Genomic DNA, 21613 nt, shown 5'->3' on the forward strand with positions numbered 1-21613 from the left:
TTACCCCAGGTCTTTGACGATGTGCGGCCCGAGCATATTTGCCAGCGGCAGCGGCATCTTTTGCCACAGCTTGATGAAGAGCTGATACTTCGGGTTCAGCGGGTTCACATCCGGCAGCTCGCTCGATGCGAACAGCTGGTAGCCATAGGGCAGCGGCTGCGCCGTGAAGCCCCAGTTCTTCTTGAAATCGAAAGCCCCTGTGCCTTTCTTGCTGCGGCCGAAGTCGAACAGGCGATAGCCCTTCGCAGCCGACGCCTGCATCAGGTTCCAGTACATGAAGTCATTGCCCGCCACGTCGCGCGCGATCGGCATGCCGCCGCCGTAGTAAGGCAGCACCTCATCGCGGAAGAAGAAGCTCAGCACACCGGCCACCAGCTTCTCGTCCTGCATGATCACGCGCACTTCGCAGTCGTCGCCGAATTCTTTCTTCAGCAGGGCGAAATATTTTTTCGAGAATACCGGCGTGCCCAGGCGATGCACGCTGTTCGAATAGGCCGTGAAGAAGCGCTCGACGTTATCGTCCACTTCGCCGCGCAGTTCGAACTTGATGCCCTTGCGGACCATCGCGCGCTGCTTGCGCGGGATGGCGTTCATGTTTTCTTCGTCGTCCGCGCTGATGGCCTTGCGGAAGGTGTAGTACAGATCCTTGCCCAGCCACTTCGGATCACCTTCGTTGGCTGCCGCGTAGTTGTGGTATTCCAGATGGCCCACGCCCAGCGACGCGGCCAGTTCTTCGGCGGCCGCATCCAGCAGCTTGCGCGCGGCTTCCGTCTCGGCTGCCACGCCGCCATACACGCAGAATGGCAGCGAGATTAGGGAGTGGCCGAACATGCGGCTCTTGATTTGCGCCAGCGGCAGCACGCCTGTGATTTCGCCGTTTTCTTCAACATAGAAGAACCAGGTCTTGTGGCCAAAGGCTTGTTCGATCACGCGCTGCCAGCCGGCGCGGTGGAAGAAGGTGGCGCACGGCGCTTTCTGCACGAAAGCGTCCCAGCGTGCGCACTCCTCGGCGCCACTGCCCAGCAGCTGCACCAGCGGCGCGGGCGTATGCAGCAACGGCGCCGGCGACGGCGCAGCCGACGTGGCGGCAGCATTGGCCAGCACGGTCGCGGCCTCGGCTTCCGCCCGGGCCCGCGCTGCGCGGCGTTCGGCCGCGGCTTCGATGATCGAGGTCATGATTGCCCCAGGAAGATCCGGTCCATGCGGTCCCACGCGAAGTCGCGCGTCAGGGACCTGATTCGTGCGTCCATCTTGTCCAGATTGACGTAATGGCGGAAACGCGTCTTGAGGCCGATGCCCTCAGGACGTGGCTGGCCCGGGTCCAACTCCCACGGATGGAAGTAGAAGATCGCAGGCTGGCCGTCTTCGCGGTTCACGCGGCGCATCATGCGGCGCGACAGGGAGTACGGCAGCAGGCGGAAGTAACCGCCGCCACCGGCAGGCAGATTGCGCTGGCCGATGCGCACGGTGGTGATCGGCACTTCCAGCAAGCCCTGCTCTCCGTTCGGGTGGAAAGCAAAGCGCGGCGCGTCCGGCATGCCGTAGTGGTCATGCTGGATCGGATAAATCGAGGAGCTGTAACGGTAGCCCGCTTCCTGCAGCACATCCAGCGCCCACAGATTGCCGGGACCGATGGAGAAGCTCGGCGCACGGTAACCCAGCACGCGCTCGCCGCCCAGGTCTTCCAGGATGCCTTTGCTGCGCGCCACATCGTCCATGAATTCTTCGCGCGACTGGTCCGACGCGCGCAGGTGGCCGTAGCCATGGCTGGCCAGTTCGTGGCCGCCGGCGACAATGCGCTTGATCATTTGCGGATAGCGCTCGGCGATCCAGCCCAGGGTAAAGAAGGTGCCTTTGGCGCCGCCCGTTTCCAGAATGCCGAGGATGCGCTCGATGTTCGCTTCGACGCGGCATTCGCGTGCAGGCCAGCTGTCGCGCGGAATGTGGGGTGCAAAGGCGGAGACCTGGAAGTAGTCTTCCACGTCGATCGTCATCGCATTGCGGACGGGCGCGTTCATGTCGGCTTACTCCCGGGCCTTCAGCCAGTCCAGCACAATGGCGGCAATGCGCTCCGCAGCGCGGCCATCCCAGTAATGCGGCACGCGGCCGGCTTTGCCGCCGCCGGACATCAGCTCATCATACGCTGCCATGATGTGGGCCGGGTCGTTGCCGGCGATGGTATTGGTGCCTTCGTCCACCGTGATGGGGCGCTCGGTGTTGTTGCGCAGCGTGATGCACGGCGTGCCCAGCGCAGTCGTCTCTTCCTGGATGCCGCCGGAGTCAGTCAGCACCACGCGTGCATCCTTCATCAGGCCCAGCATCTCCAGATAGCCCATCGGCGGCAGCAGCAGCACGTCCGGACGGTCCAGCAGCTGCGACAGGCCGAACTTCTCGATGGTGGCCTTGGTGCGCGGGTGCACCGGGAAGATCACCGGCGTGCGCTCGCTGATGGCGGCAGCCGTTTCCAGCAGGCCGCGCAGAATTGCAGGGTCGTCCACATTGGATGGACGGTGCAGGGTCAGCACCGCGTAGCCGTTCTTGTGGCTGTCCAGGAAACCAGGACGGCCCGCATCGGCGGCGATCTTGTCGACCGGGATGGCGCGCGCCAGATTGGCACGCAAGGTATCGATCATCACGTTGCCGACGAAGTGGATGCGCTCTTTCGCAATGCCCTCCTTCAGCAGATTCTCTTCGCCGCTTTCCTCGGTGGTGAACAGCAGGTCGGACAGCTGGTCGGTCAGCAGGCGATTGATTTCTTCCGGCATGGCGCGGTCGAAGCTGCGCAGGCCCGCTTCCACGTGGATCACCGGCACGGTCTTCTTCGCTGCCACCAGGGCGCAGGCGATGGTGGAGTTGACGTCGCCCACCACCAGCACGGCGGCCGGCTGCACCTCATCGACGGCCGGTTCGAAGCGCTTCATCACTTCGGCGGTCTGCTGGGCGTGGCTGGCCGAGCCGACTTCGAGGTTGATGTCCGGGCTCGGTATGCCCAGCGCGTCGAAATACTGCTGGTTCATGGCCACGTCGTAATGCTGGCCAGTGTGCACCAGCTTGGCCTCGACCTGCGGGCCGAGTTTGGCGAAGGCCGCCATGATGGGGGCCATTTTCATGAAATTCGGGCGGGCGCCAACCACGCACAGGATACGGTACGGTTTCATTCGTTGTTATCGAGATTCAGGTTGGTGGCCGGCGAGCGCACGATCTTCTTCAGGATCGACAGTACCGAAACCAGGGATTTTTCAAGGCGCATCATGCGCTCGTCCAGCACCGCAGGATACTGGTTGCTGAACATTTGGTCCGGCTCGAAAGCCATCTGGTCGTTGCTCTGGGCCTGCGGTGCCGCCGGCGCAGGTTCCGCCGGCGGAGGCTGGAATTCCTGCTGGATGTCGCGGATCACGGTGTCCACATCGGTGTCCGTGAATTCGTGCATCTCTTCCAGGAAGCCCATCAGCAGCAGGCGGTCCATCAGGTGATTGGTCTTGCGCGGAATGCCGCCGGTGTACTCGTAGACCGCCGCATGCGCGGCCGGGCTGATCATCGGATCGTTCTGCCAGCCCACGGTTTTCAGACGGTGCTCGATATAGGCCTGGCTTTCCGTGCCGTCCATCGGACCGAGATGGTAGGTCGCGATGACACGCTGGCGCAGCTGCTGCATGCCGGGGCTGTGCAGGGTCGCGCGGAACTCCGGCTGGCCGAGCAGGAAGGTCTGCAACAGGGATTTGTCGTCGGTCTGGAAATTGGACAGCATGCGCAATTCTTCCACCACCTTCGGCGTCAGGTTCTGCGCTTCGTCAACCACCAGCAGCGCGCGCTTGCCCTCCTGGCCGCAGCTGCGCAGGAAGGTTTCCAGGCGTCCCAGCAGGGTGGTCTTGCTGGCCGTGTCTTCACAAGGCAGGCCAAAGCCGCCCACCACGCCGCGCAGGATGTCGTCGGAATCGAGGTGGGTGTTGACCAGGTGGCAGGTAACGATGCGGTCGGACGCAATCTGGTTGAACAGATTGCGCACCAGGGTGGTCTTGCCCGCGCCTACATCGCCGGTAATGACGATGAAGCCCTCGCCTTGCGACAGGCCATACTCCAGGTAAGCCATGGCCCGCTTGTGGCCTTTGCTGCCGAAGAAGAAATGAGGATCGGGACGAAGACGGAAGGGCTTGTCGCTCAGCCCATAGTAGCTTTCATACATGGCACTGCTGCTCCGCTTAGAATTTCATCGCGAGTCCGACCGCTACCGCGTTTTCGGTATAGGGACGGGCGTCGGTACCAAAGGACGTGCCGCGAATACGGCGCACTTCGGCGATTCCTGACAGCTTTTGCGCAAACTGGCGGGTCAGGAAAAAGCTCAGTTGGCGATTATTGTCCACCCGCCCCGTGGTCACAGACTTGATCCGGTAGGCTGTCGCCGACAGGGTAGACTGAGTACGCGGGCCGAGCTTGTAGTTCAGAGAGGCATTGATGCCCGTCTGGTCGGTGTTGTCGTTCAGGGCAGAATTCTGGCTGCCCAGCAGATTGCTATCCACGTTCACGTTCGACAGCGCCTCGCGCTGAGTGCGGAAGACATTGATCACGGCCGAGCTGTGCGCCAGTTCGATGGCGGTGGAGGCCATGAACTGCTTCTGCAGCTGGTAGCGGTTGCTGAAGTAATTGATCGCGTTGGGCAGCGAGGCCGGCAGTCCGGTCGCGGCAATATAAGCCTGGATGGCGGCCGCGCGTGCCACCGGGTCCGGCATGCTGGTGGCGAACAGGTGGTCCAGCAGCGCGGCCGTGTTCACCGCCGACGGCAGAATGAACTGCGAACGGGTATTGGTGACCGAATCGTCGTAGCTGATATTCCATACCGTGCCGCGGCTGCGATGCTGGATCGACAGCATATAGCTCGGACCATAGAAACGGTGGCCCGCGTTGGCCTGTACCGAGGTGCGCGACGAAGGTGTCCACTGAAAACCACCCGACCAGGATGCGCCCTGCGTGGCGCCGCCCAGCGCGTTGTAGTCATACTTGTCGTAGCCGCCATTGACGCTCATATTGAACTGGTCCGACATCAGATAGCGCAGTGTCGCGTTATAGGTCGAAATGGTCGACTTGGCGGCCAGGGTGTCGCTGATCACCTGGCGCGAACCGGCCAGGTTCCAGCCGATTTTGCGAAAACTGGGGCCGCTGGCCAGGAACGCCGACAGCGTGTCGGCGTCGCTCTGGCCCAGACCAGTCGAATCGGTCGACAGGCGGTCATGCGAATAACGCAGTTCGCCCTGCGCCAGCGTGCCGAAAGCTTCGCGCAGATAAGGGCTGACACGGTAGGTACGAATCTCGTTCTGATTGGCGTTCGAATATGTGCTGTTGGAGACCTGAGGGCCGAACGCCGAGGCTGCGCGCTGCGTGATGGCAGCGGTGGCGTCCAGGAACAGCACATCGCTCACCAGGCGCGCCTTCAGATTTGCGTTCAGTTCGCGGTTGGCGCGGTCGTTGCCGTCGCGGCGCTCGCCGCTGTACAGGTAAAGGTGCTGCGCAAAGGTCATGCGAAATTGCACGCGCGGCGTGTCGTCGGTCAGCGTGAAGCCAGGCGTCAGAGTGCTGACGAAGCTGCCGTGCGCCTGTCCGGCCGGCGCCTGATTGACGTTGTCCGTATAGGTTTCACGCAGATCGACACCGGGAACGAAACGCCATTCGGCGCGGGCGGCCGGAGCCGCCAGCAACGCCGCCAGCGCGGAACATCCGAGAATGGGAAGGGCAGTCTTCGCCTTAGCCATAGTGATAGTCGTAAGTCTCCGTGCCTGGGAAGGAACGCGACTTGTTGTAAATCAGATTGACGTTGCTGCAGCCTTCCAGCTGGCGCAGCGACTCCTTGACCGCGTGCTGGGTGGTACGCTCGGCTTCCACCACCATGACGATCTGGCCCATATTGCTGGCCAACACGTGCGACTCGGAAGTCAGCAGCAGCGGTGGCGAATCGAAGATCACGATACGGTCCGGATAGCGGTTGGCGATTTCCATCACCAGCGCCTTCATGGTGTGCGAAGCCAGCAGCTCGGTCGCGCGCGGGTTGGCGGTACCGGCCGGCAGCAGGCTCAGGGTGTTGACGTTAGTGCGCAGCATGACGTCGGCCATGTCCAGCTTGTCGTCCAGCAGGATGTCCATCAGGCCGCGCTGGGCCGGCAGACCGAGGGTGCGCAGCACGGAAGGACGCGCCACGTCGGCATCGACCAGCAGCACCGTGTGGTCCAGTTCCATCGCAATACTCATCGCCAGATTGATGGCGGTGAAGGTCTTGCCTTCGCCCGGCAGCGAGCTGGTGATCATGATCAGGTTGCCCGGATTGTCGGTCGGCTTGCGCGGTGCAAAGGCGCGCTTGATCAGCGGGCGCTTGATGATACGGAAGTCTTCCACGATATTGGTGCGGCCGCCGGCGGCCGTCACCAGGCCAGCTGCATGCATGCGCGCCAGATCCAGTTCCACCGAACGCGTGGTGCGGCGGTTGGCATCGGCAACAGCGTCCTCCGCCGCAGCCGCTGCTGCCTGCACTGGTGCAGGCGCCGGTGCGGGTGCTGCTGCCGGTGCTGGTGCCGCGGCGGGCGCCGCAGCCGGTGCTTCGGCCACGGCAGTCGCAGGCGCCACAGCGACGGCGACGTCGGCGGCAGCCGGCGCGTCTTCCGGGCGAGGATGTGGGATACGGCCAGCGGCTTTTTCGATAATGCTCACGATAACTCCTTCGGCCGCTCAGGCCTGGCGCAACAAGGTAAAGGTCAGGACACCGCCATATGCGGTAAACACGGCGGCCACGGCCACGCCAAAGGCATACAGGCGGCGCTTGCGCATGACCTTCTGCTGATCGGTCCAGTTCATGCCGACACTACCCAGGATCGCTACACCGGTCACTTCACGCAGCGCATTCTGGCTCAGGAAGGTCGGACGAATCTGGCTCAGCAGCAGCGCAGTACCCAGGCCGGCCAGCAGCGAACCGACAAACACGATGGAGTACAGGCGCACGCGGTTCGGGCCGATCGGCGTCACCGGCGCAGTTGGCGGGTCCACCACGCGGAAGCTCATCATGTCGGTGGCCGAGCTCAGGTCGCCGGATAGCTTGGCCGATTCACGGCGCTGCACCAGCTTCTCGTAGTTTTCCTTGTTGATCGCGTAGTCGCGGTTCAGCTGGGCCAGCTGCGCTTCCACTTCCGGCGCGGCGGTGCTCTGCGAGCGCAGGCGGGCCAGGCGCATCGAGTATTCGCCCACGCGGGCTTTCAGGCTGGCGACGCGCGCTTCTTCCACCGACAGCGCCACATTCATTTGCTGCAGCATCGGGCTGTAGCTGGCGCCAGGATCGGCCGACTTGACCAGCTTTTTCGCTTCTTCCTTCTTGCGCTGCTGCAGCGACTGGATCAGGCGCTTGGCGGCGACGATATCCGGATGTTCTTCGGTGTACTGCATGCGCAGCTGGTCCAGGTTCTTTTCCAGCGCAGCGATGCGGCCGTCGATTTCCGGATTGGCCGCTTCGGCCGGCGCGGCGCCGGTCACCGGCGCCATTTCGTCACCGGAGATCTGGCGCTTGATGGCGTTGCGCGCCTGCTCGGCTTCAGCCAGCTCCAGCTGGGCCGCGCTCAGCTTGTCGCTCAGGTCGGTAAAGCTGGAGCTGTAATCGCCACCCTGGCGCGGCAGTACGCCGAGATTACGGATCTTGAATTCTTTCAGCGAGTTCTCGCCAGCCGCCAGACGTTCTTCATACATCTTGATCTGGTCGTCGATGAACTGCACGGCTTTCTCGGAGTCCTGCTTCTTGCCGCCGAAGGAGCCTTCCACGAAGATGGTCAGCAGGGACTGCACCACATCCTTGCCCAGCTTCGGATTGGCGTTGTTGTAAGAGATGGTGTAAATGTCGTCGCGCTCGGTGCCCGTCATTTTGATCTGGGACATCAGCTCGTCAACCTGCTTCTCGTGTTCCTTGACCGTGCGCGCCTTGATGTCCAGGTCGACCATGCGCAGCACGCGCTCGACGTTCGGACGGCTGATCAGGGTGCGGCGCATGAACATCACTTGCTGGTCGACGTTAGGCATGGTGGTCATGCCCGACATCAGCGGTTTCAGGATGCTTTGCGTGTCGACGTACACACGGGCCGAAGCCTGGTAGTCATTGGGTAACTGATAGACCACGATCCAGCCGATGATCGCGACAACCCATGTAATGATCACTGCATACCAGCGATATTTTCCGATTGCTTTTAGGAACGTTAAAAGCAGGGCCAACAGTTCAGTCATCTTTCACCACCCCTTCACGCAAGCGCCGGCGAAACTCTCGCCGAACCCGCTTCTAATATTGCTTAAATTACATCTTCTCACTATCATACAGCAGAAATACCTAGGTGTAGCAGTTAATTTATTGCCGTTGCGCCTCGCTGACACGAAGTAATCTAAATTGATTTCCAGCAAGCACTATAAATGTCAGGAAAAACCCACAAGGACCCATTTCATGAACCTTTTTCGCCGCTTACTGTTGGTTGCTTGCGTCACCTTGCCTTTTGCAAGTAACGGCGCAGAACTGTCGCGCACGATCACGGCCGTCAAGCCCTCGGTCGTTGGCATCGGCACCATGCTGCGCACCCGCAGCCCGGCCATTGCTTTTACCGCCACCGGCTTCATCGTCGGCGACGGCCTGAGTGTGATCACCAATGCCCACGCCCTGCCTGAAGAGATGGACACGGACGGCATGGAAACCCTGGGCATCGTGACCGGCACCGGCGACAACCTGCAATTCCGCCCCGCCACCATTGCCGCCATCGACAAGGAACACGACCTGCTGCACCTGCGCCTTAGCGGTACGCCGCTGCCCGCGCTGCAGCTGAGCAGCGAGCGCCTCGAAGAAGGACGCGATCTCGCCTTTACCGGCTACCCGCTGGGCATGATGCTTGGCCTGACCCCCGTCACGCACCGCGCCATGCTGTCGGCCGTCACGCCCATCGTGCTGCCGACGGTCAGCGGACGCAGCCTGCAGGCGCGCGCCATTGCCGAGATCCGGCGCGGCAAGCCCTTCTCGATCTACCAGCTGGACGGCACGGCCTACCCTGGCAACAGTGGCAGCCCGGTGTTCGATCCCGAGAACGGCCACGTGGTCGGCGTCATCAACATGACCCTGCTGAAAGGCCTGAAGGAAAGCGCCATCAGCGCGCCCAGCGGCATCAGCTACGCGATTCCCGTCTCTTACGTGAAGGAACTGTTGCAGCAAGCTGCCCCCAAAAAATAATCGGGTTGCCGTAAAGCCCCGTGGTATAAAATAAGCATGCTAAAAAGAAAATTAATTAAAATTTCCGTGCAGTAACGCAAAAAGGCCCAGGCCGGGAACAAAACAACTGGAGAATGTCGTGAATACTCTGCAAAACAAACTGATCCGAATCCTGGCGGGCTCCGCCCTGCTGCTGGCGGCCCTGGCCATCGGCGGCTGTGCCAGCAACCGCGCCGGTGCGCCGGCCAACGCAGGCCCAACGCCAACCGATGACTACCTGATCGGTCCTGGCGATAGCGTGAATGTGAACGTGTGGCGCAATCCGGAAGTGTCGAACACCGTGCCGGTACGTCCGGATGGCAAGATCACCACCCCGCTGGTCGAAGACCTGCAGGCGGCGGGCAAGACGTCCACCCAGTTGGCACGCGATATCGAGAAAGCGCTGTCGAAGTACATCCAGCAGCCGGTGGTCACCGTGATCGTGACCGGCTTCGTTGGCACGTATGGCGAACAGATCCGCGTGATCGGCCAGGCAGCCAAGCCACAGTCGCTGCCTTATCGCAGCGATATGTCTCTGATGGATGTACTGATTGCCGTCGGCGGTGTTACTGAGTTCGCAGCAGGTAACAAGGCTTCGATCATCCGCAATGTGGACGGCAAACAGCAGCAGTTTACCGTACGCCTGAACGATCTGATCAAGGATGGCGACATTTCTGCCAACGTTCCGATGCGTCCAGGCGACATCCTGGTAATTCCGGAAAGCTTCTTCTAAGTAACTCGCGGTATGATGGGTGTCGGGAATTCTTACATTCCCGACTCAGCTAGCGGTGGAGGAGCTGGACAGTGTGGTCCATTGCCTCCCAAGTCCTTGATTTTCAATAGAAAGCATAAGCGTCGGGGCGTTTGGAACGGAAATTGCTTAACTTGTAAGCAAAAATGAGGGAAGTCCGGCTTCCCGCCTACGACTAAGGATAACGACGTGGCCAACCAACAACAGCCTGGGGACGACACCCAACTGTCGCCGAAGGGTGCAGCCCGCCGCCGCTTTACGCGCGCCGGAGCGGCAACCGGCGTCATGCTCACCCTGCACAGCCATTCCGCCATGGCGACTGGCACGGCAGCAGTTTGCACCACCGCGTCCGGGTTCATGTCCGGCGCTCTGCGCAGCACCCACAGCACGCAAGCTGTCACTTGCAGCGGCGTCAGCCCTGGCTATTGGAAGAATGCCCAGACGTGGCCACGCCCTTGCGACAAGCAGAATAGTTACTTCACCACTTATTTCCCATCTACGCTGCCGAACTACAGCACTATCAGAGCGGCGGTGATTCTGGACCCGCAGCAATTCGACAACGATAACAGTGGCCTTGGCCGTCACTTGATGGCTGCCTATCTGAATACGCTCAAAGGCTGGACCAGCTTCCAATCCACGGCCGCACTGCAGAAGATCTGGTCCGAATGGCGCGACCACGGCTACTACACGCCGATCGCCGGCGTGAAATGGTATGCCGCTGACATCGTTAACTATTTGAAGCAGACGATGACATGACATTAGGCTGGCGCCTCGTGCCCGGACAGAACTTGCTGCACCGGGCCTGGGGCGAAGAGACGGTGATTTACAACGATATCTCGGGCGCCACCCACTTGCTGGATGCTGGCGCCCTTGCGCTTTTGCAGGCCTTGCGCGACGGCGACGTCGAGGCAGACGAACTGGCTGATGCCGAAGTCCAGGATATGCTGGACCAGCTGGAACGGCTGAAGCTGGTGGAAGCATGCTGACCATTTCCTCCCTGAGCAGAGACGAGCTGGGCGCCCGCCTGGCCGGCGATGGCTTGCGCCTGCGTACCGGCCGCTTCACCACGCGCGTGCAAACCAGGATCGACACGCTGGCCGACGGCATCGCCCTGTTGTACGCCGACTACCCCCTATTGCCCGACGATGCCTTCGCCAATTTCCATCTCGAACTGGCGCGGCCCAAGTCCATGCGGCGCTGGTACCGTCCGCAAGTTGAACTGGCCTATGATGGCCGCAAGGCGTTTGAACCTCTGCCGTTACAGCAAGCGCTGGCCATGTTCGAATGGGGGCTCAACTGGTGCGTGTCGACCCGCGCCCACAGCTATCTGATCGTGCATGCCGCCGTGCTGGAACGTAACGGCCGCGCCCTCATCATGCCCGCTCCGCCCGGTTCCGGAAAAAGCACGCTGACGGCTGCCCTGTGCGGCCGCGGCGGCTGGCGCCTGTTGTCCGATGAACTGACGCTGGTGGGCCTGGACGACGGCCTGGTATTGCCCTATGTGCGGCCGGTGAGCCTGAAGAACCAGTCGATCAATATCATCCGCCGCTACCTGCCGGATGCCGTGCTGAGTCCACCGGTCGCCGACACCACCAAGGGCACAGTGGCCCATATGCGCGCACCCGCCGACAGTGTGGCGCGCGGTCAGGAAACCGCCCTGCCCGCCTGGGTGATTTTCCCGCAGTACGCAGCCGACGCGCCGATCACGCTGGAAGAAGTGAGTCCGGGCACGACCTTCATGGAACTGGCGGGCAATTCCTTCAACTACAGCGTGCTGGGCGCACGCGGTTTCCAAGCCCTCGGCCGCTTGATCGACCAGGTGCAGGGCTACCGCTTCCGCTACAGCAAGCTGGACGAGGCACTTGAGCTGATGTCCCAGCTCCCACTGCGCAGCTGATGGCAGGCCGTCCACCGTTTCCCCTGCTGGTGCAAGCGCTGCGCACGCCGTCTGCGGCGGGCAACTTCAGCGCGGCCCAATGGGACCTGCTGCTGCGCCAGGCCGACAGCGCCAATGTGCTGGCCACCCTGCACTATCTGTTCGAGCAGGCCGGTGTGCTGGCCAATGCTCCCGCCGAGGCACGCGAGCAGCTTCAGTGGGCACATGCGGTAGCCGTGCGTCACGGCCAGGCGGTGCACTGGGAAGTGCGCCTGATCCAGAAAGCCTTGCAGCAGCTGGGCCTGCCCGTCGTGCTGCTGAAAGGCGGCGCCTACGCCACGGCCGGTCTGCCGCCGGCGCACGGGCGGCTGTTCTCCGACATCGACATCCTGGTTCCCGAAGCGCGCCTGGCCGAAGTGGAAGCCGCGCTGCTGATGTATGGCTGGGTCACCACCCACCATAACGAATACGATCAGCGCTACTACCGCGAATGGATGCACGAACTGCCACCGCTGCGCAATGTGCAGCGTGGCACGGTGATCGACGTCCACCACGCCCTGCTGCCGCGTACTGCCGCGCGCCATCCCGATTCGGGCAAGCTGCTGGCGGCAACGCAGCCCGTGGCGGAACATCCTGAATTCCATTTGCTGTCGCCAGCCGACATGGTGCTGCACAGCGCAACCCACTTGTTCGCCGACGGCGAGTTCGACAAGGGCCTGCGCGATCTCTACGACCTGCACTGCCTGCTGACGCATTTCGGCAGCCAGCCCGGCTTCTGGGAAAGCTTGCCTGCGCGCGCGCAGGAAATGCAACTGGGGCGCTATCTGTACTACGGCTTGCGCTATACGCAGGAGCTGCTGGGAACGCAGGTGCCGCCATCCGTGCTGCAGGCGCTGCGCGATAGTCCGCCTTTGCCGCTGCGCCCGCTCATGGATGCCCTGTTCCGCCGCGCCCTGCTGCCGGATCACGCGAGCTGCGACGACAGCTTGTCGCGTCTGGCGCGCTTCCTGTTGTATGTACGCGGCAACTGGCTGCGCATGCCGCCGCTACGGCTGGCACGCCACCTCTTCCACAAAGCGTTTTTATCGCCACCCAAGGAAAGCGAACAAACTGCGTAGGGCTGGTGGAAGTAGAATGGGATGAGCCATTTCCGGGAGCGCCGCATGAGCCAAGACACTCTGATCCGATTGCAGGACTTGTCGCAGTTCCTTGCCGAAGGCAAGCTGCAGGATGACCTTGACCAGCAAGCCGCAATGACGGCCCATCTGGTGGGCGCCGAGACCTGCTCCATCATGCTGCTCAACGATGGCGACGGCGACGCACCGCGCATGACGGTGTGTGCCCATTACGGTCCTTTGCCGCCGGCGGCCTGGCAGGCTTCGGTCGGCCGCGGCGAAGGCATCGCCGGCCACGTGCTGGCGACCGGCCGCTCCCTGCTGGTGGAAGACATCACGCATTCCCAGTTCGCCGCCATGGCGCGCCACGCGGACAGCGGCCGCCACAGCCTGATGCTGGCGCCGATTCGCATCGGCGCCAAGATCGTCGGCATGCTGAACACCAGCTGCGACAGCGCCAAGGGCTGCTTCGACCGTGCCGACATGCATCTGCTCGATATGATCTCGCTCTATGTGGGTAAGTCGGTGCAGGTGCAGCAGCTGCAAAGCATTCTCGATTCGCGCTTCGCGCAACAGGCGGTGCAGGAGGAATTGCGCGGCAAATCGCGTATAGCCTACCAGAACCCGGATCAGGTGGCGCGCATGCTGGCCAAGTCCTTCTACAAGGAGATGGCAAGGGCTGGCTTCAGCTCAGGCCAGATCGTGCAGGCCGCGTCCGAAATCATCACACAGCTCAACGGCAACCTGGAGCGGCATAACGCGCGGCGCCAGCAGGCCTGACTCAGCAAAATCCGGACGAAAAAAAACCGCCGTGATTGCCACGGCGGTTTTCAAGGGTAGTACCCTATTATTGTTTGCGGCGGCGTGCGAACGGCAGAGCCAGCATGCCCAGGCCCAGCAGCGCCAGGCTGCCTGGTTCAGGGATACGGTTGAAGTCGGTACCACCAACTTCGGAGTTCACAGCCACAACAGTTGCGCCCACGCAGCCAGCGGTGTTGCAAGCCACGCCTTGCGAGGTGTTGTTAAAGGCGCTGAAGGCCAGAGCGTAGAACGGGTCCGGATCGAAGAAGTATTGTTTGCCCTGTGCAGTCAGGACAAAGTTGCTGTTCAGGTTTTCGAAAGCGCCGCCCAGTGCATCGATACCAGCCAGGCCATTAACGATGACGTTCACGTTAGCCAGGTTGATGTCGTTGCCGGAGGTGTCGGCCACGTTGGTACCAGCACCCAGGGTTGCTGAGGTGAAGACGTTGTCCTGCGCACCGAATGCCAGCCATGGGTCAGCGTACAGGCTCAGGGTGATGGCAGTTGCGCCGCAGGTGACGCCTGGGCCCAGCAGGCCAGGGCACAGGAATTCCTGGTGGAAGGTAGCGTACAGACCGTAGTCCAGGCCCACACCGGTGGTCACACCGGAGATGGCGCCGCCACCGCCAGTGTTGGTGAAGGCGGTGAACTGGATGTAGCCGTCAGCGCTGTATTTGAGCGGGTTCACGCCGTCCTGGGTGATACGGGTGGACGAAGTACCGTTCATGAAGTCGGCGGTGAAGGTCGCGCCAACGCCCGCGGTTGGGGTCAGGCCCAGGGCATTTGGATTAACCTGGAACGACGGCGCGGCCATGGCGCTAGCTGCGCCCAGCGACAGCAGTGCGCCGGCGGCCAGTTTGCAGAGGCGGTTTGCGATTGTTTGCATTATGTTCTCCAGAAATTTATATCAACACTTTGTTAGCCAGACGCTGCTTTCTTTCTGTTGCTCCTGCAAACCAGCCCAGTTAAACTGCGTCTGCTTGAGCCGCCGGTCTCGCCGACTACGGTGCATACTAAGCAAGGCCTGTGCCAGACTATCCTCATCCTTTATAAAACAAGGACTTAGCAGGAATTCAACGCGGCAGCACTGATCCAATAAGCAAGTACTGTAAGAATTATCGACATTGCACTATTCCAAGTGCAATTGGCTATCAAAAACTAAGGGGGCCATATGCCGACTGCTGCATTAATGCAAACCGTTCTGAGGGAAATGCTGACCCGCGAGCGCAGCCCGCGCGTGCCGGAGCCGGACCTGGTGATGGACAACCCGGAAAACGTGGCAGCCTATGTTGAAGCAGGCCGCGAGCACGCCGTGATGGCGCCGGTTTATCTCTTCCACGGCGCGAATATCTGCGAAGTGATCAAACCTGGCGACACCGTGGTGGACCTGGCTTGCGGTCCCGCCAACCAGCTGGGCCTGGTAGCCCGCCTGAATCCCGACATCAATTTCATCGGCGTCGACATGTCGCCGCCGATGCTGGAACGCGCACGTGAACTGGTCGAGCGCCAGGGTTTGAAAAACGTGACGTTCCGCGAAGGCGACATTACCAATCTGAGCATGTTCGGCGATGCCTCCATCGATGCCGTGATGTCCACCATGGCCTTGCACCACTTGCCGACCACCCAGATGCTGGGCCAGACCTACGCTGAAGTGGCGCGTATCCTGAAGCCGGGCGGCGGTGTCTACATGGCGGACTTCGGCCACCTGAAAGCGCGCCGCAGCATCGAGTATTTCGGCTATCAGTATGCGGACCGCCAGCCGGAACTGTTCACCATCGATTACGTGAACTCGCTGCACGCAGCTTTCTATCCCGGCGATTTCGAAGCAGCGGTGCGTCCACTGGCGGGGCGCGCCAACCTGCACAAGACCTTCGGCTTGCCCTTCATGCTGGCACTGAAGAGCCCCGTGCGCCGTGGCGACGATCCGGCCTTGGTGGCCAAACTGGCGGAAATGAAACGCAACCTGCCCGAGTGGCACAAGCAGGATCTGGCGGACCTGATCCGCCACTTCCGCATGGGCGGCATGGTGTGTGAAGCTTTGGGCGCGGCGCCTTAAGGCTTGTACATCAGCGCTGCCAGCGGTTTGCGCAGCGAGCGTGCGGCAGGCGCCGGTCCGGCGCCCACCCGCGCGATGAAGACGGGGAAGCCCGGTCCTTTGAAGAACAGCTCCCGGGTGCGCGCCTGCAGAGCGCGCGCATCCGCGCGCAGCTTGTCCACGGCCGTGAACGGCGTGTTGTTGGAGGCATAGCGCGTGAAAATCAGGGGCGTCAGCTCGGGCTGCATGAACCAGCCCTGTGCGGTCAGCGTCAGCCAGAAGCGCTGCACGGCGCGGCCCGCAGCGACATAATCGTCAATCGTTTTCGGTTCGTGCGCAGCTTCGATTGAGACGTGGGCGGCACACGACAGGCCCGGCATCAAATCCATCTGCATGCGCGGCGCCCAGGTGCCCATCAGCGCGTTCATTTTCGACAGGCGCTGCCAGCTCACCATGGCCCACTTCATCAGCTTGAGCGTGGCGTTGTCCACGCCCAGGGCCTGATCGGGCACCTTGTCTTCGCTATGGGTCTTACCCCAGTCGATGATACGGCGGTGCACCTCATACGCTTCCGGCATGGTCAGGCGCAGGCGCGCATTCGCGTACATCAGCTTGGCGGCAGCCATGCGTTCGTTAAAGGATTCCAGCCAGCGCAGGGTAAAGTCCGAGCCAACGGCATCGGCCAAAGCCTGTTTCTGTTCAGCCGTCAACGGAGTGGTGCTCATGGGGCGGCGCTGCACGCTGCGTTTTTCGATGGCGCCCAGCAGGGGCGACGGACGCACGGCGGCATCCGGCACAAAGCGCACGTCGAAAATGGGCCGCGCATCTTCCGTGGGCGGCAACGCGCGGCGAGTGATATCGGCGCGCAGACCGTGAGCGGAAGCGGCAATGGACATGGTTTCCAGCAGCGCGCCAAAGGCGATCTGGCTGGGGTGGCCGTCGAGGTCGTAGACGGTGTCGTGGCGCGTGTCATGGCCGTGCACGATCACATGATCCGGGCCTGCCACTTCGAACTGCCAGGACTGGACATTGTCGCCGCTGGGCGCCCAGCGCGCGAGGTCGAGGATGGAATCGATGGTGGTCATTTTTTCTCGAGCAGGGCCTTGGCGAAGATGCGCTTGCCGACGGCCAGCGCCAGCTGCGTCAGCGGATTGCGGTGGCCGCCGGGACGCCAGGTATGGACCAGCTTGTCGCGGTAGGCGTCATACTGGAAGCCGCGCGGTGCGGCAATCACTTCGCCGCGGCCCAGCAGGATCTTCAGCGCCTGCACGCCCGCCACGCCGGCGCACAATTGCACCGACATGATGGTGGACGGCCCGCGCCGCTCCTTCAGATTGACCGCTTCCGGCCACACCAGATAGGGGCGATGCAAGCCGGCCGGCGCCAGGCCGACCATGAAGCGAAGCGCTTTTTCCAGCTCGGGCCGATCGCCCCAGCCGAAGTATTCTTCGAAGGTCATCCCACCCGGCAGGAAGTTCAGGCAGGCCGCGCTCATGCCCAGCGGCGCTACTGTCGTGGCGGGAATGCCGCGCGCGGCGCACATGGCAAAGATTTGCTGGCGCGCCTCGAAGGCAAAGAAATCCAGGCCGTCGATGTACAGGTCCACGCCATCCAGGAACTCGGCCATGTTCGACGCGTCGACGCCCTTGCCGAACACCTTCACATCCATTTCCGGATTAATGTCCTTGGCCATGCGCGAAGCCACGTCGGCCTTGGGCATGCCCATGGTCGACATGAAGGCCGCCGCCTGGCGGTTCAGGTTGGCGATATCGAACGAATCGAAATCGGCGATATGGAATTGCGTAACGCCCAGGCGCGCCAGGGTCAGCAGATAAACGCCCCCGACCCCGCCGACGCCGGCGATGGCAACGCGCTTGCCTTTCAGCTGCGCCTGTTCCGACGGAGTTACCCAGCCGATGTTACGTGAGAAAGCCTGGTCATACGAGAATGAGAAGGCCGCCGCCATGAATCCCCTTTTATTGGATGTTTTTCAGACGGTTGATGATACCGCGCTCTTCACGCGGCGAGTAGAACAGTGGATAGAAGGAGCGCTCGGTATTCGACATCGCCAAGCCCTTGCCCCCCATTTTCTCGATCTGCTCCGTCACAAAAGCCAGGTCCACCACCAGCAGGTAGGCGGGCGCGTTGACACGCGGATTGGACTTCAGTTCACCGAGGCGCTTGAAGCCGAGCATGTGCTCATAGAAGCGGCGGTGACGCGGATTGACTTCGATAAAGATATGGGTGCAGTTGTGCAAGTCGCGTGCATAAATCACGGACAAGTGGAAGAGCGATGCCATCTGTTCCTTGCTGCCGCCATTATCAAAGGCCAGCTTGGTGATTTCAGAGACGCGAGCCCCCTGGGCCCGATAAGCATCGACTTCTTCCTTGAAAATTTCATCGGCCATGATGCCGATCGGAGAATCCAGCCCGAGGGTCAGCGTACCGACGACCTCGCCCTGGTTGCTGGCTGTCAACGTAATGCGATTCGGATCGTCAGTCAGCTTGTGCGTCCCGGCGTAACCACGCCAGGCGTACATTTTGTTGATGAGCAGGCTGGCCTTACTGCGGCCTTCGACTGTATCGATCATGCGTATACCAAAAGATTTCTCATCGGTAACCAGATCTTCCATATTTTCCGGAAGCTGGTCATCCAGTGTGGCGCGCGCATGGGAGTCGCTGGAGGCGTGCCGAACCGGCTCGCCTTCCAGCACAGGGGCGGCATTTCCATTCATGGTTTTATCCTCCTCTTGGCATCTGCAGGCTGTGCGGCAAGCAGATACCAATGGGTACGGCTTGCGGCGCAGACGCCGTACTCATCAACAAAAATCATAGATCATTCGATTTGCTTCAGCAATGCGCGCGCGTCTTCAGCGAGAACAAAATTGTTTCCATTTGCAAGCGCCAGACGTAATTCCTTGCGTGCTTGTGTCTTATCTCCGGCACGATTCAGGCCAAAAGCCAGGTGATAACGGACGTCGCCTGCCTGCGGCACTATATCGCTGGCCTTGCGCAGGACCTGCACGCCACGATCCAGTTTCCCCTGCTCAATCAGCAGCCAGCCCAGAGTGTCCAGGACAGCAGGATCGCTGCCGGCCAGTGTGGCGGCACGCTCGGCGGTATCGAGCGCCCGCGGGTCTTTTACCTGCTGATAAGAATAGGCGAGATTATTCCAGGCAGCAGCATTCATTGGCTGTACTTTAACAGTACTTTCCAATTCTACAATTGCTTCTTTGAATTCTTTTTTGCTGATATGAATTTCCGCAGCATGGAAGGACAATTCCGGATCGTTCGGATGATCCTTGCGCCACTGTGCCAGACGCGCATCGGCTTCCTTGGTCTGGCCGGCGACGCCCATCGCATCGGTCAGCTTGACCAGGATGGCACTGACCGGCGCCAGCTTGAACGCCTGCTCAAACAGCGGCACGGCTTGCACCGCGTGCCGGGAATTCATCTGCAGATCACCCTCGGCGACGAATGCAGCCGGGTTCTTCGGATACTGCTTCTGCAGATTGCGGTAGATCGGCGCAACTTTTGCGATTTCGCCACGCGCCATCGCCAGCTCCGCCTGCATCATCAGGGCCGGATAATAGGTTGGCTCGACGGCGATGGCCTTATCCACCGCACGCTGGGCGGCTGGCAGATTGCGCATCTGCAGATTAATCACCGCCATACGGTATTGCGGCATGCCGAATTTCGGCGCCACGGCAGCCAGCTTGCTCATGGTCTCCAGGGCTTGCGGCAACTGGCCGGTGGCCTGCTCCGCGCCGCTCAGTAAATCCAGCAGCACCGGGTTTTCCGCATTGGTGGTCTGCAGCTTGCGCAGCGTGAGGACCGCTTCGGCCGGTTTGCCATGAATCAGGTCGAAGCGCGCCAGACGCAGGGCCGGCTGCAAAGCCTCCGGCTTGGCCGCCGAGGCCTTGGCGAGCCAGCTGCGGGCCTGGTCCCATTGGCTGCGGTCTTCGGCGAACTGGGCCAGGACCGTCATCACCTCGACATTGTCCTTGTCGGTCGCCAGATAGCCTTCCAGCCGCTTGCTGGCACCATCCAGATTCTTGTCGCGCACATCCAGGCGAGCCAGGTTCAGCAAGGCCGGGAACGAATGCGGATCAGCTTTCAAGGCCTTGTCGAAGCTGGCTTTGGCAGCCGGGTAATCGTGCTTGGCCAGTTCGATGACGCCGCGGGTGTTCAGGATCAGCACATTATCTTTGTGCGATGCATCCAGCGCTTGCACCGCAGCCAGAGCCTTGTCCGGCTGACGCAGGGACAGGCGGGCGCGCGCCAGCGATAACCCGGCCTGCAGGGATTTCGGATCGAGAGCCACGCCGCGTTCCAGTTCGCTGATCGCGCTCGCGCGGTCGCCCATGGCCAGACGCGCCATACCCAGTTCGGTATGCAAACTGGGATTATTGGGATCACGCGTTACGGCCTGCTGCAGGTAGCCCGCCGCCTTGGCAAAGTCCTTCTGCTGAGTCATCGCTTCGCCGGCCAGTTGCAGCACCGCGACGTCGGCCTCCTTGGCGCCCAGGAAGGGACCCAGCGCCATGATGGCTTGCGCCGGATCACCGGCGCGCAGACGAATCGCGGCCAGCAGTTTGCGCGCATACAGGTTGTGGCCGTCACGCTCGACGTAGGAACGGGTATAGGTTTCCGCCTGCTCCAGCGAGCCCAGCTGGAAGTTGGTTGCGCCTGCCAGCAGCATGCCCGGCGGGTGTTCCGGCGCAATCTTCATCAGTATATTCAGGCGGTCACGAGCGGACTTGAAATTGCCCTTGGCAAAATCGACCAGGGCCTGAGCGTAAATCCAGGGCGGGGTTTTGTCCGAGCCCTTGCGTGCGGCATCCAGTTCGGCCTGCGCTGCATCGAGCTTGCCTTCGGACATCTCGACAAAGGCCTTTTGAATGTGGGCGTTCTGATTATCCGGCTGCAGTTTGAGGATGGCCTCGTAGGCTTGGCGCGCTTCGCCCGGCCTGTTCTGGGTCTGCAGCAGCTCGGCGCGCAGATTCAGCGCCAGAACGTTGTTGGCATCCTTGGTCAGCGCTTCCTCGTTCAGGCGGGTCGCTTCCGCGATGTCCTTGTTGAGGGCTGCCTCGCGGGCCAGCCCGGTCAGGGCATCCGCATTGTCGGGGTCGGCTTTCAGGGCCGCCTGGAACTCGGCCTTGGCATCGTCCAGCTTGCGCAGGCCGATCAGGGCATCGCCGCGCATCGCCTGGATGGCGGGCTTGTCCTTGACCTTGGCAGTCTCATCCAGCACCTTCTGGTACTGGCCCTGGTTCATCAGGACCTTCACCAGCAGCGCCAGACTCTCGTCGGGCTTGTATTTCAGCGCCATCGCGCGGCGCACTTCCTTTTCGGCCGCTTGCACATCCCCAAGGGACAGCGAGATATCGGCCAGGAGATAGCGCGCTTCGGCATTATCAGGCTCTTTGTCCAGCAAGTTCTTCAGCTGGATCTGGGCTGCTTTCTTGTCGCCTTTTTGCTGATAGGAACGGGCATCGGCCATGAGGTCCGCAGCCGGTTTCTGGCATCCCGATAGCATGACAGCACTTCCGGCCAGCAATGCAGCCAGCGCCAGTTGATGTACTCGTTGCGCCATGATGAAGCCCGTTTATGTAAAAATTATCAACGTCTCCATGGTGGCACGGCTGCGCCCGGCAAGCAATAGCCAAAGCTTGGCTAGTTGCAAATTTTTCTTTATTATTTCACCAGAACAACAGAATTACGGGCGGCGCCGCGAATGAGGCGGGGACTGCGCCGCCCCAGTTGGGACGGCGCAACGCTAGCAGGCAGA

Annotated in this window: 20 protein-coding genes; 8 read left to right on the forward strand and 12 right to left on the reverse strand. The window is 61.6% G+C overall.

From position 1 onward, the window contains the following. The 7 genes from AB4Z19_RS26570 to AB4Z19_RS26600 are packed head-to-tail and all read right to left on the reverse strand — an operon-like array spanning position 1 to position 8244. A complete protein-coding gene (locus tag AB4Z19_RS26570) occupies positions 1-1176 on the reverse strand; it encodes a FemAB family XrtA/PEP-CTERM system-associated protein (RefSeq protein ID WP_442022063.1) in 1176 nt (391 codons plus the stop codon). Further along, positions 1173-2018 (reverse strand): XrtA system polysaccharide deacetylase, encoded by an 846-nt coding sequence (locus tag AB4Z19_RS26575; RefSeq protein WP_442022065.1) that lies wholly within the window; start codon positions 2016-2018, stop codon positions 1173-1175. The genes AB4Z19_RS26570 and AB4Z19_RS26575 overlap by 4 nt, the downstream gene beginning before the upstream one ends. 6 nt (positions 2019-2024) lie before the next feature. Beyond that, positions 2025-3158 carry a non-hydrolyzing UDP-N-acetylglucosamine 2-epimerase gene (wecB, locus tag AB4Z19_RS26580; protein ID WP_442036599.1) on the reverse strand — a complete coding sequence of 378 codons (1134 nt, stop codon included), beginning with the start codon at positions 3156-3158 and terminating at the stop codon, positions 2025-2027. After that, a complete protein-coding gene (locus tag AB4Z19_RS26585) occupies positions 3155-4183 on the reverse strand; it encodes an XrtA/PEP-CTERM system-associated ATPase (RefSeq protein WP_442022069.1) in 1029 nt (342 codons plus the stop codon). The genes wecB and AB4Z19_RS26585 overlap by 4 nt, the downstream gene beginning before the upstream one ends. Positions 4184-4199: 16 nt before the next feature. Beyond that, positions 4200-5744 carry a TIGR03016 family PEP-CTERM system-associated outer membrane protein gene (locus AB4Z19_RS26590; protein ID WP_442036601.1) on the reverse strand — a complete coding sequence of 515 codons (1545 nt, stop codon included), beginning with the start codon at positions 5742-5744 and terminating at the stop codon, positions 4200-4202. Beyond that, the gene (locus tag AB4Z19_RS26595; protein WP_442036603.1) at positions 5737-6693 is read right to left on the reverse strand and encodes an XrtA-associated tyrosine autokinase; all 957 of its coding nucleotides are present in this window, start codon (positions 6691-6693) and stop codon (positions 5737-5739) included. The genes AB4Z19_RS26590 and AB4Z19_RS26595 overlap by 8 nt, the downstream gene beginning before the upstream one ends. An 18-nt stretch (positions 6694-6711) precedes the next feature. Next, positions 6712-8244, reverse strand: a complete 1533-nt coding sequence (locus tag AB4Z19_RS26600; RefSeq protein ID WP_442024643.1) for an XrtA system polysaccharide chain length determinant — start codon at positions 8242-8244, stop codon at positions 6712-6714. A 211-nt stretch (positions 8245-8455) separates the two neighbouring features. Between AB4Z19_RS26600 and AB4Z19_RS26605 the strand changes: the two genes are divergently transcribed. The 7 genes from AB4Z19_RS26605 (at position 8456) to AB4Z19_RS26635 (ending at position 13766) form a co-directional block, all read left to right on the forward strand. Beyond that, positions 8456-9226 (forward strand): S1 family peptidase, encoded by a 771-nt coding sequence (locus AB4Z19_RS26605; RefSeq protein ID WP_442024641.1) that lies wholly within the window; start codon positions 8456-8458, stop codon positions 9224-9226. Positions 9227-9353: 127 nt separating this feature from the next. After that, entirely contained in the window at positions 9354-9977 is a 624-nt protein-coding gene (locus tag AB4Z19_RS26610; protein ID WP_442024645.1) for an XrtA/PEP-CTERM system exopolysaccharide export protein, read from the forward strand. Positions 9978-10184: 207 nt separating this feature from the next. Then, entirely contained in the window at positions 10185-10751 is a 567-nt protein-coding gene (locus AB4Z19_RS26615) for a hypothetical protein (protein WP_442036605.1), read from the forward strand. Next, positions 10748-10981, forward strand: coding sequence for an HPr-rel-A system PqqD family peptide chaperone (locus AB4Z19_RS26620; protein WP_442024637.1), 234 nt, complete (start codon positions 10748-10750; stop codon positions 10979-10981). The genes AB4Z19_RS26615 and AB4Z19_RS26620 overlap by 4 nt, the downstream gene beginning before the upstream one ends. Then, the gene (locus AB4Z19_RS26625) at positions 10975-11892 is read left to right on the forward strand and encodes an HprK-related kinase A (protein ID WP_442036607.1); all 918 of its coding nucleotides are present in this window, start codon (positions 10975-10977) and stop codon (positions 11890-11892) included. The genes AB4Z19_RS26620 and AB4Z19_RS26625 overlap by 7 nt, the downstream gene beginning before the upstream one ends. Next, positions 11892-12989: a nucleotidyltransferase domain-containing protein gene (locus AB4Z19_RS26630; protein WP_442024633.1), complete on the forward strand. Its 1098-nt coding sequence runs from the start codon at positions 11892-11894 to the stop codon at positions 12987-12989. Before AB4Z19_RS26625 ends, AB4Z19_RS26630 begins: the two co-directional genes overlap by 1 nt. Positions 12990-13034: 45 nt before the next feature. Beyond that, the gene (locus AB4Z19_RS26635) at positions 13035-13766 is read left to right on the forward strand and encodes a GAF domain-containing protein (RefSeq protein ID WP_442024631.1); all 732 of its coding nucleotides are present in this window, start codon (positions 13035-13037) and stop codon (positions 13764-13766) included. Positions 13767-13833: 67 nt separating this feature from the next. Here the strand turns inward: AB4Z19_RS26635 and pepA are convergent, their stop codons facing one another. Next, positions 13834-14673 (reverse strand): flocculation-associated PEP-CTERM protein PepA, encoded by an 840-nt coding sequence (gene pepA, locus AB4Z19_RS26640; RefSeq protein WP_442024629.1) that lies wholly within the window; start codon positions 14671-14673, stop codon positions 13834-13836. A 303-nt stretch (positions 14674-14976) separates the two neighbouring features. On the opposite strand from pepA, the gene AB4Z19_RS26645 reads away from it, so the two are divergent. Further along, positions 14977-15843: a methyltransferase domain-containing protein gene (locus AB4Z19_RS26645; protein WP_442024627.1), complete on the forward strand. Its 867-nt coding sequence runs from the start codon at positions 14977-14979 to the stop codon at positions 15841-15843. Here the strand turns inward: AB4Z19_RS26645 and AB4Z19_RS26650 are convergent. From AB4Z19_RS26650 to prsT, 4 genes are all read right to left on the reverse strand, one after another. Next, positions 15840-16907 (reverse strand): molybdopterin biosynthesis protein MoeY, encoded by a 1068-nt coding sequence (locus tag AB4Z19_RS26650; RefSeq protein ID WP_442036609.1) that lies wholly within the window; start codon positions 16905-16907, stop codon positions 15840-15842. The genes AB4Z19_RS26645 and AB4Z19_RS26650 overlap by 4 nt on opposite strands. Next, positions 16904-17788, reverse strand: a complete 885-nt coding sequence (locus tag AB4Z19_RS26655; protein ID WP_442024623.1) for a ThiF family adenylyltransferase — start codon at positions 17786-17788, stop codon at positions 16904-16906. The genes AB4Z19_RS26650 and AB4Z19_RS26655 overlap by 4 nt, the downstream gene beginning before the upstream one ends. Before the next feature lie 10 nt (positions 17789-17798). Then, a complete protein-coding gene (locus tag AB4Z19_RS26660) occupies positions 17799-18557 on the reverse strand; it encodes an N-acyl amino acid synthase FeeM domain-containing protein (RefSeq protein ID WP_442036611.1) in 759 nt (252 codons plus the stop codon). 101 nt (positions 18558-18658) lie between these two features. Further along, positions 18659-21418 (reverse strand): XrtA/PEP-CTERM system TPR-repeat protein PrsT, encoded by a 2760-nt coding sequence (gene prsT, locus AB4Z19_RS26665; RefSeq protein ID WP_442023345.1) that lies wholly within the window; start codon positions 21416-21418, stop codon positions 18659-18661. Positions 21419-21613: the final 195 nt, after the last annotated feature.

Source organism: Pseudoduganella sp. RAF19 (assembly GCF_052114165.1).
Lineage (GTDB): Bacteria > Pseudomonadota > Gammaproteobacteria > Burkholderiales > Burkholderiaceae_D > Rugamonas.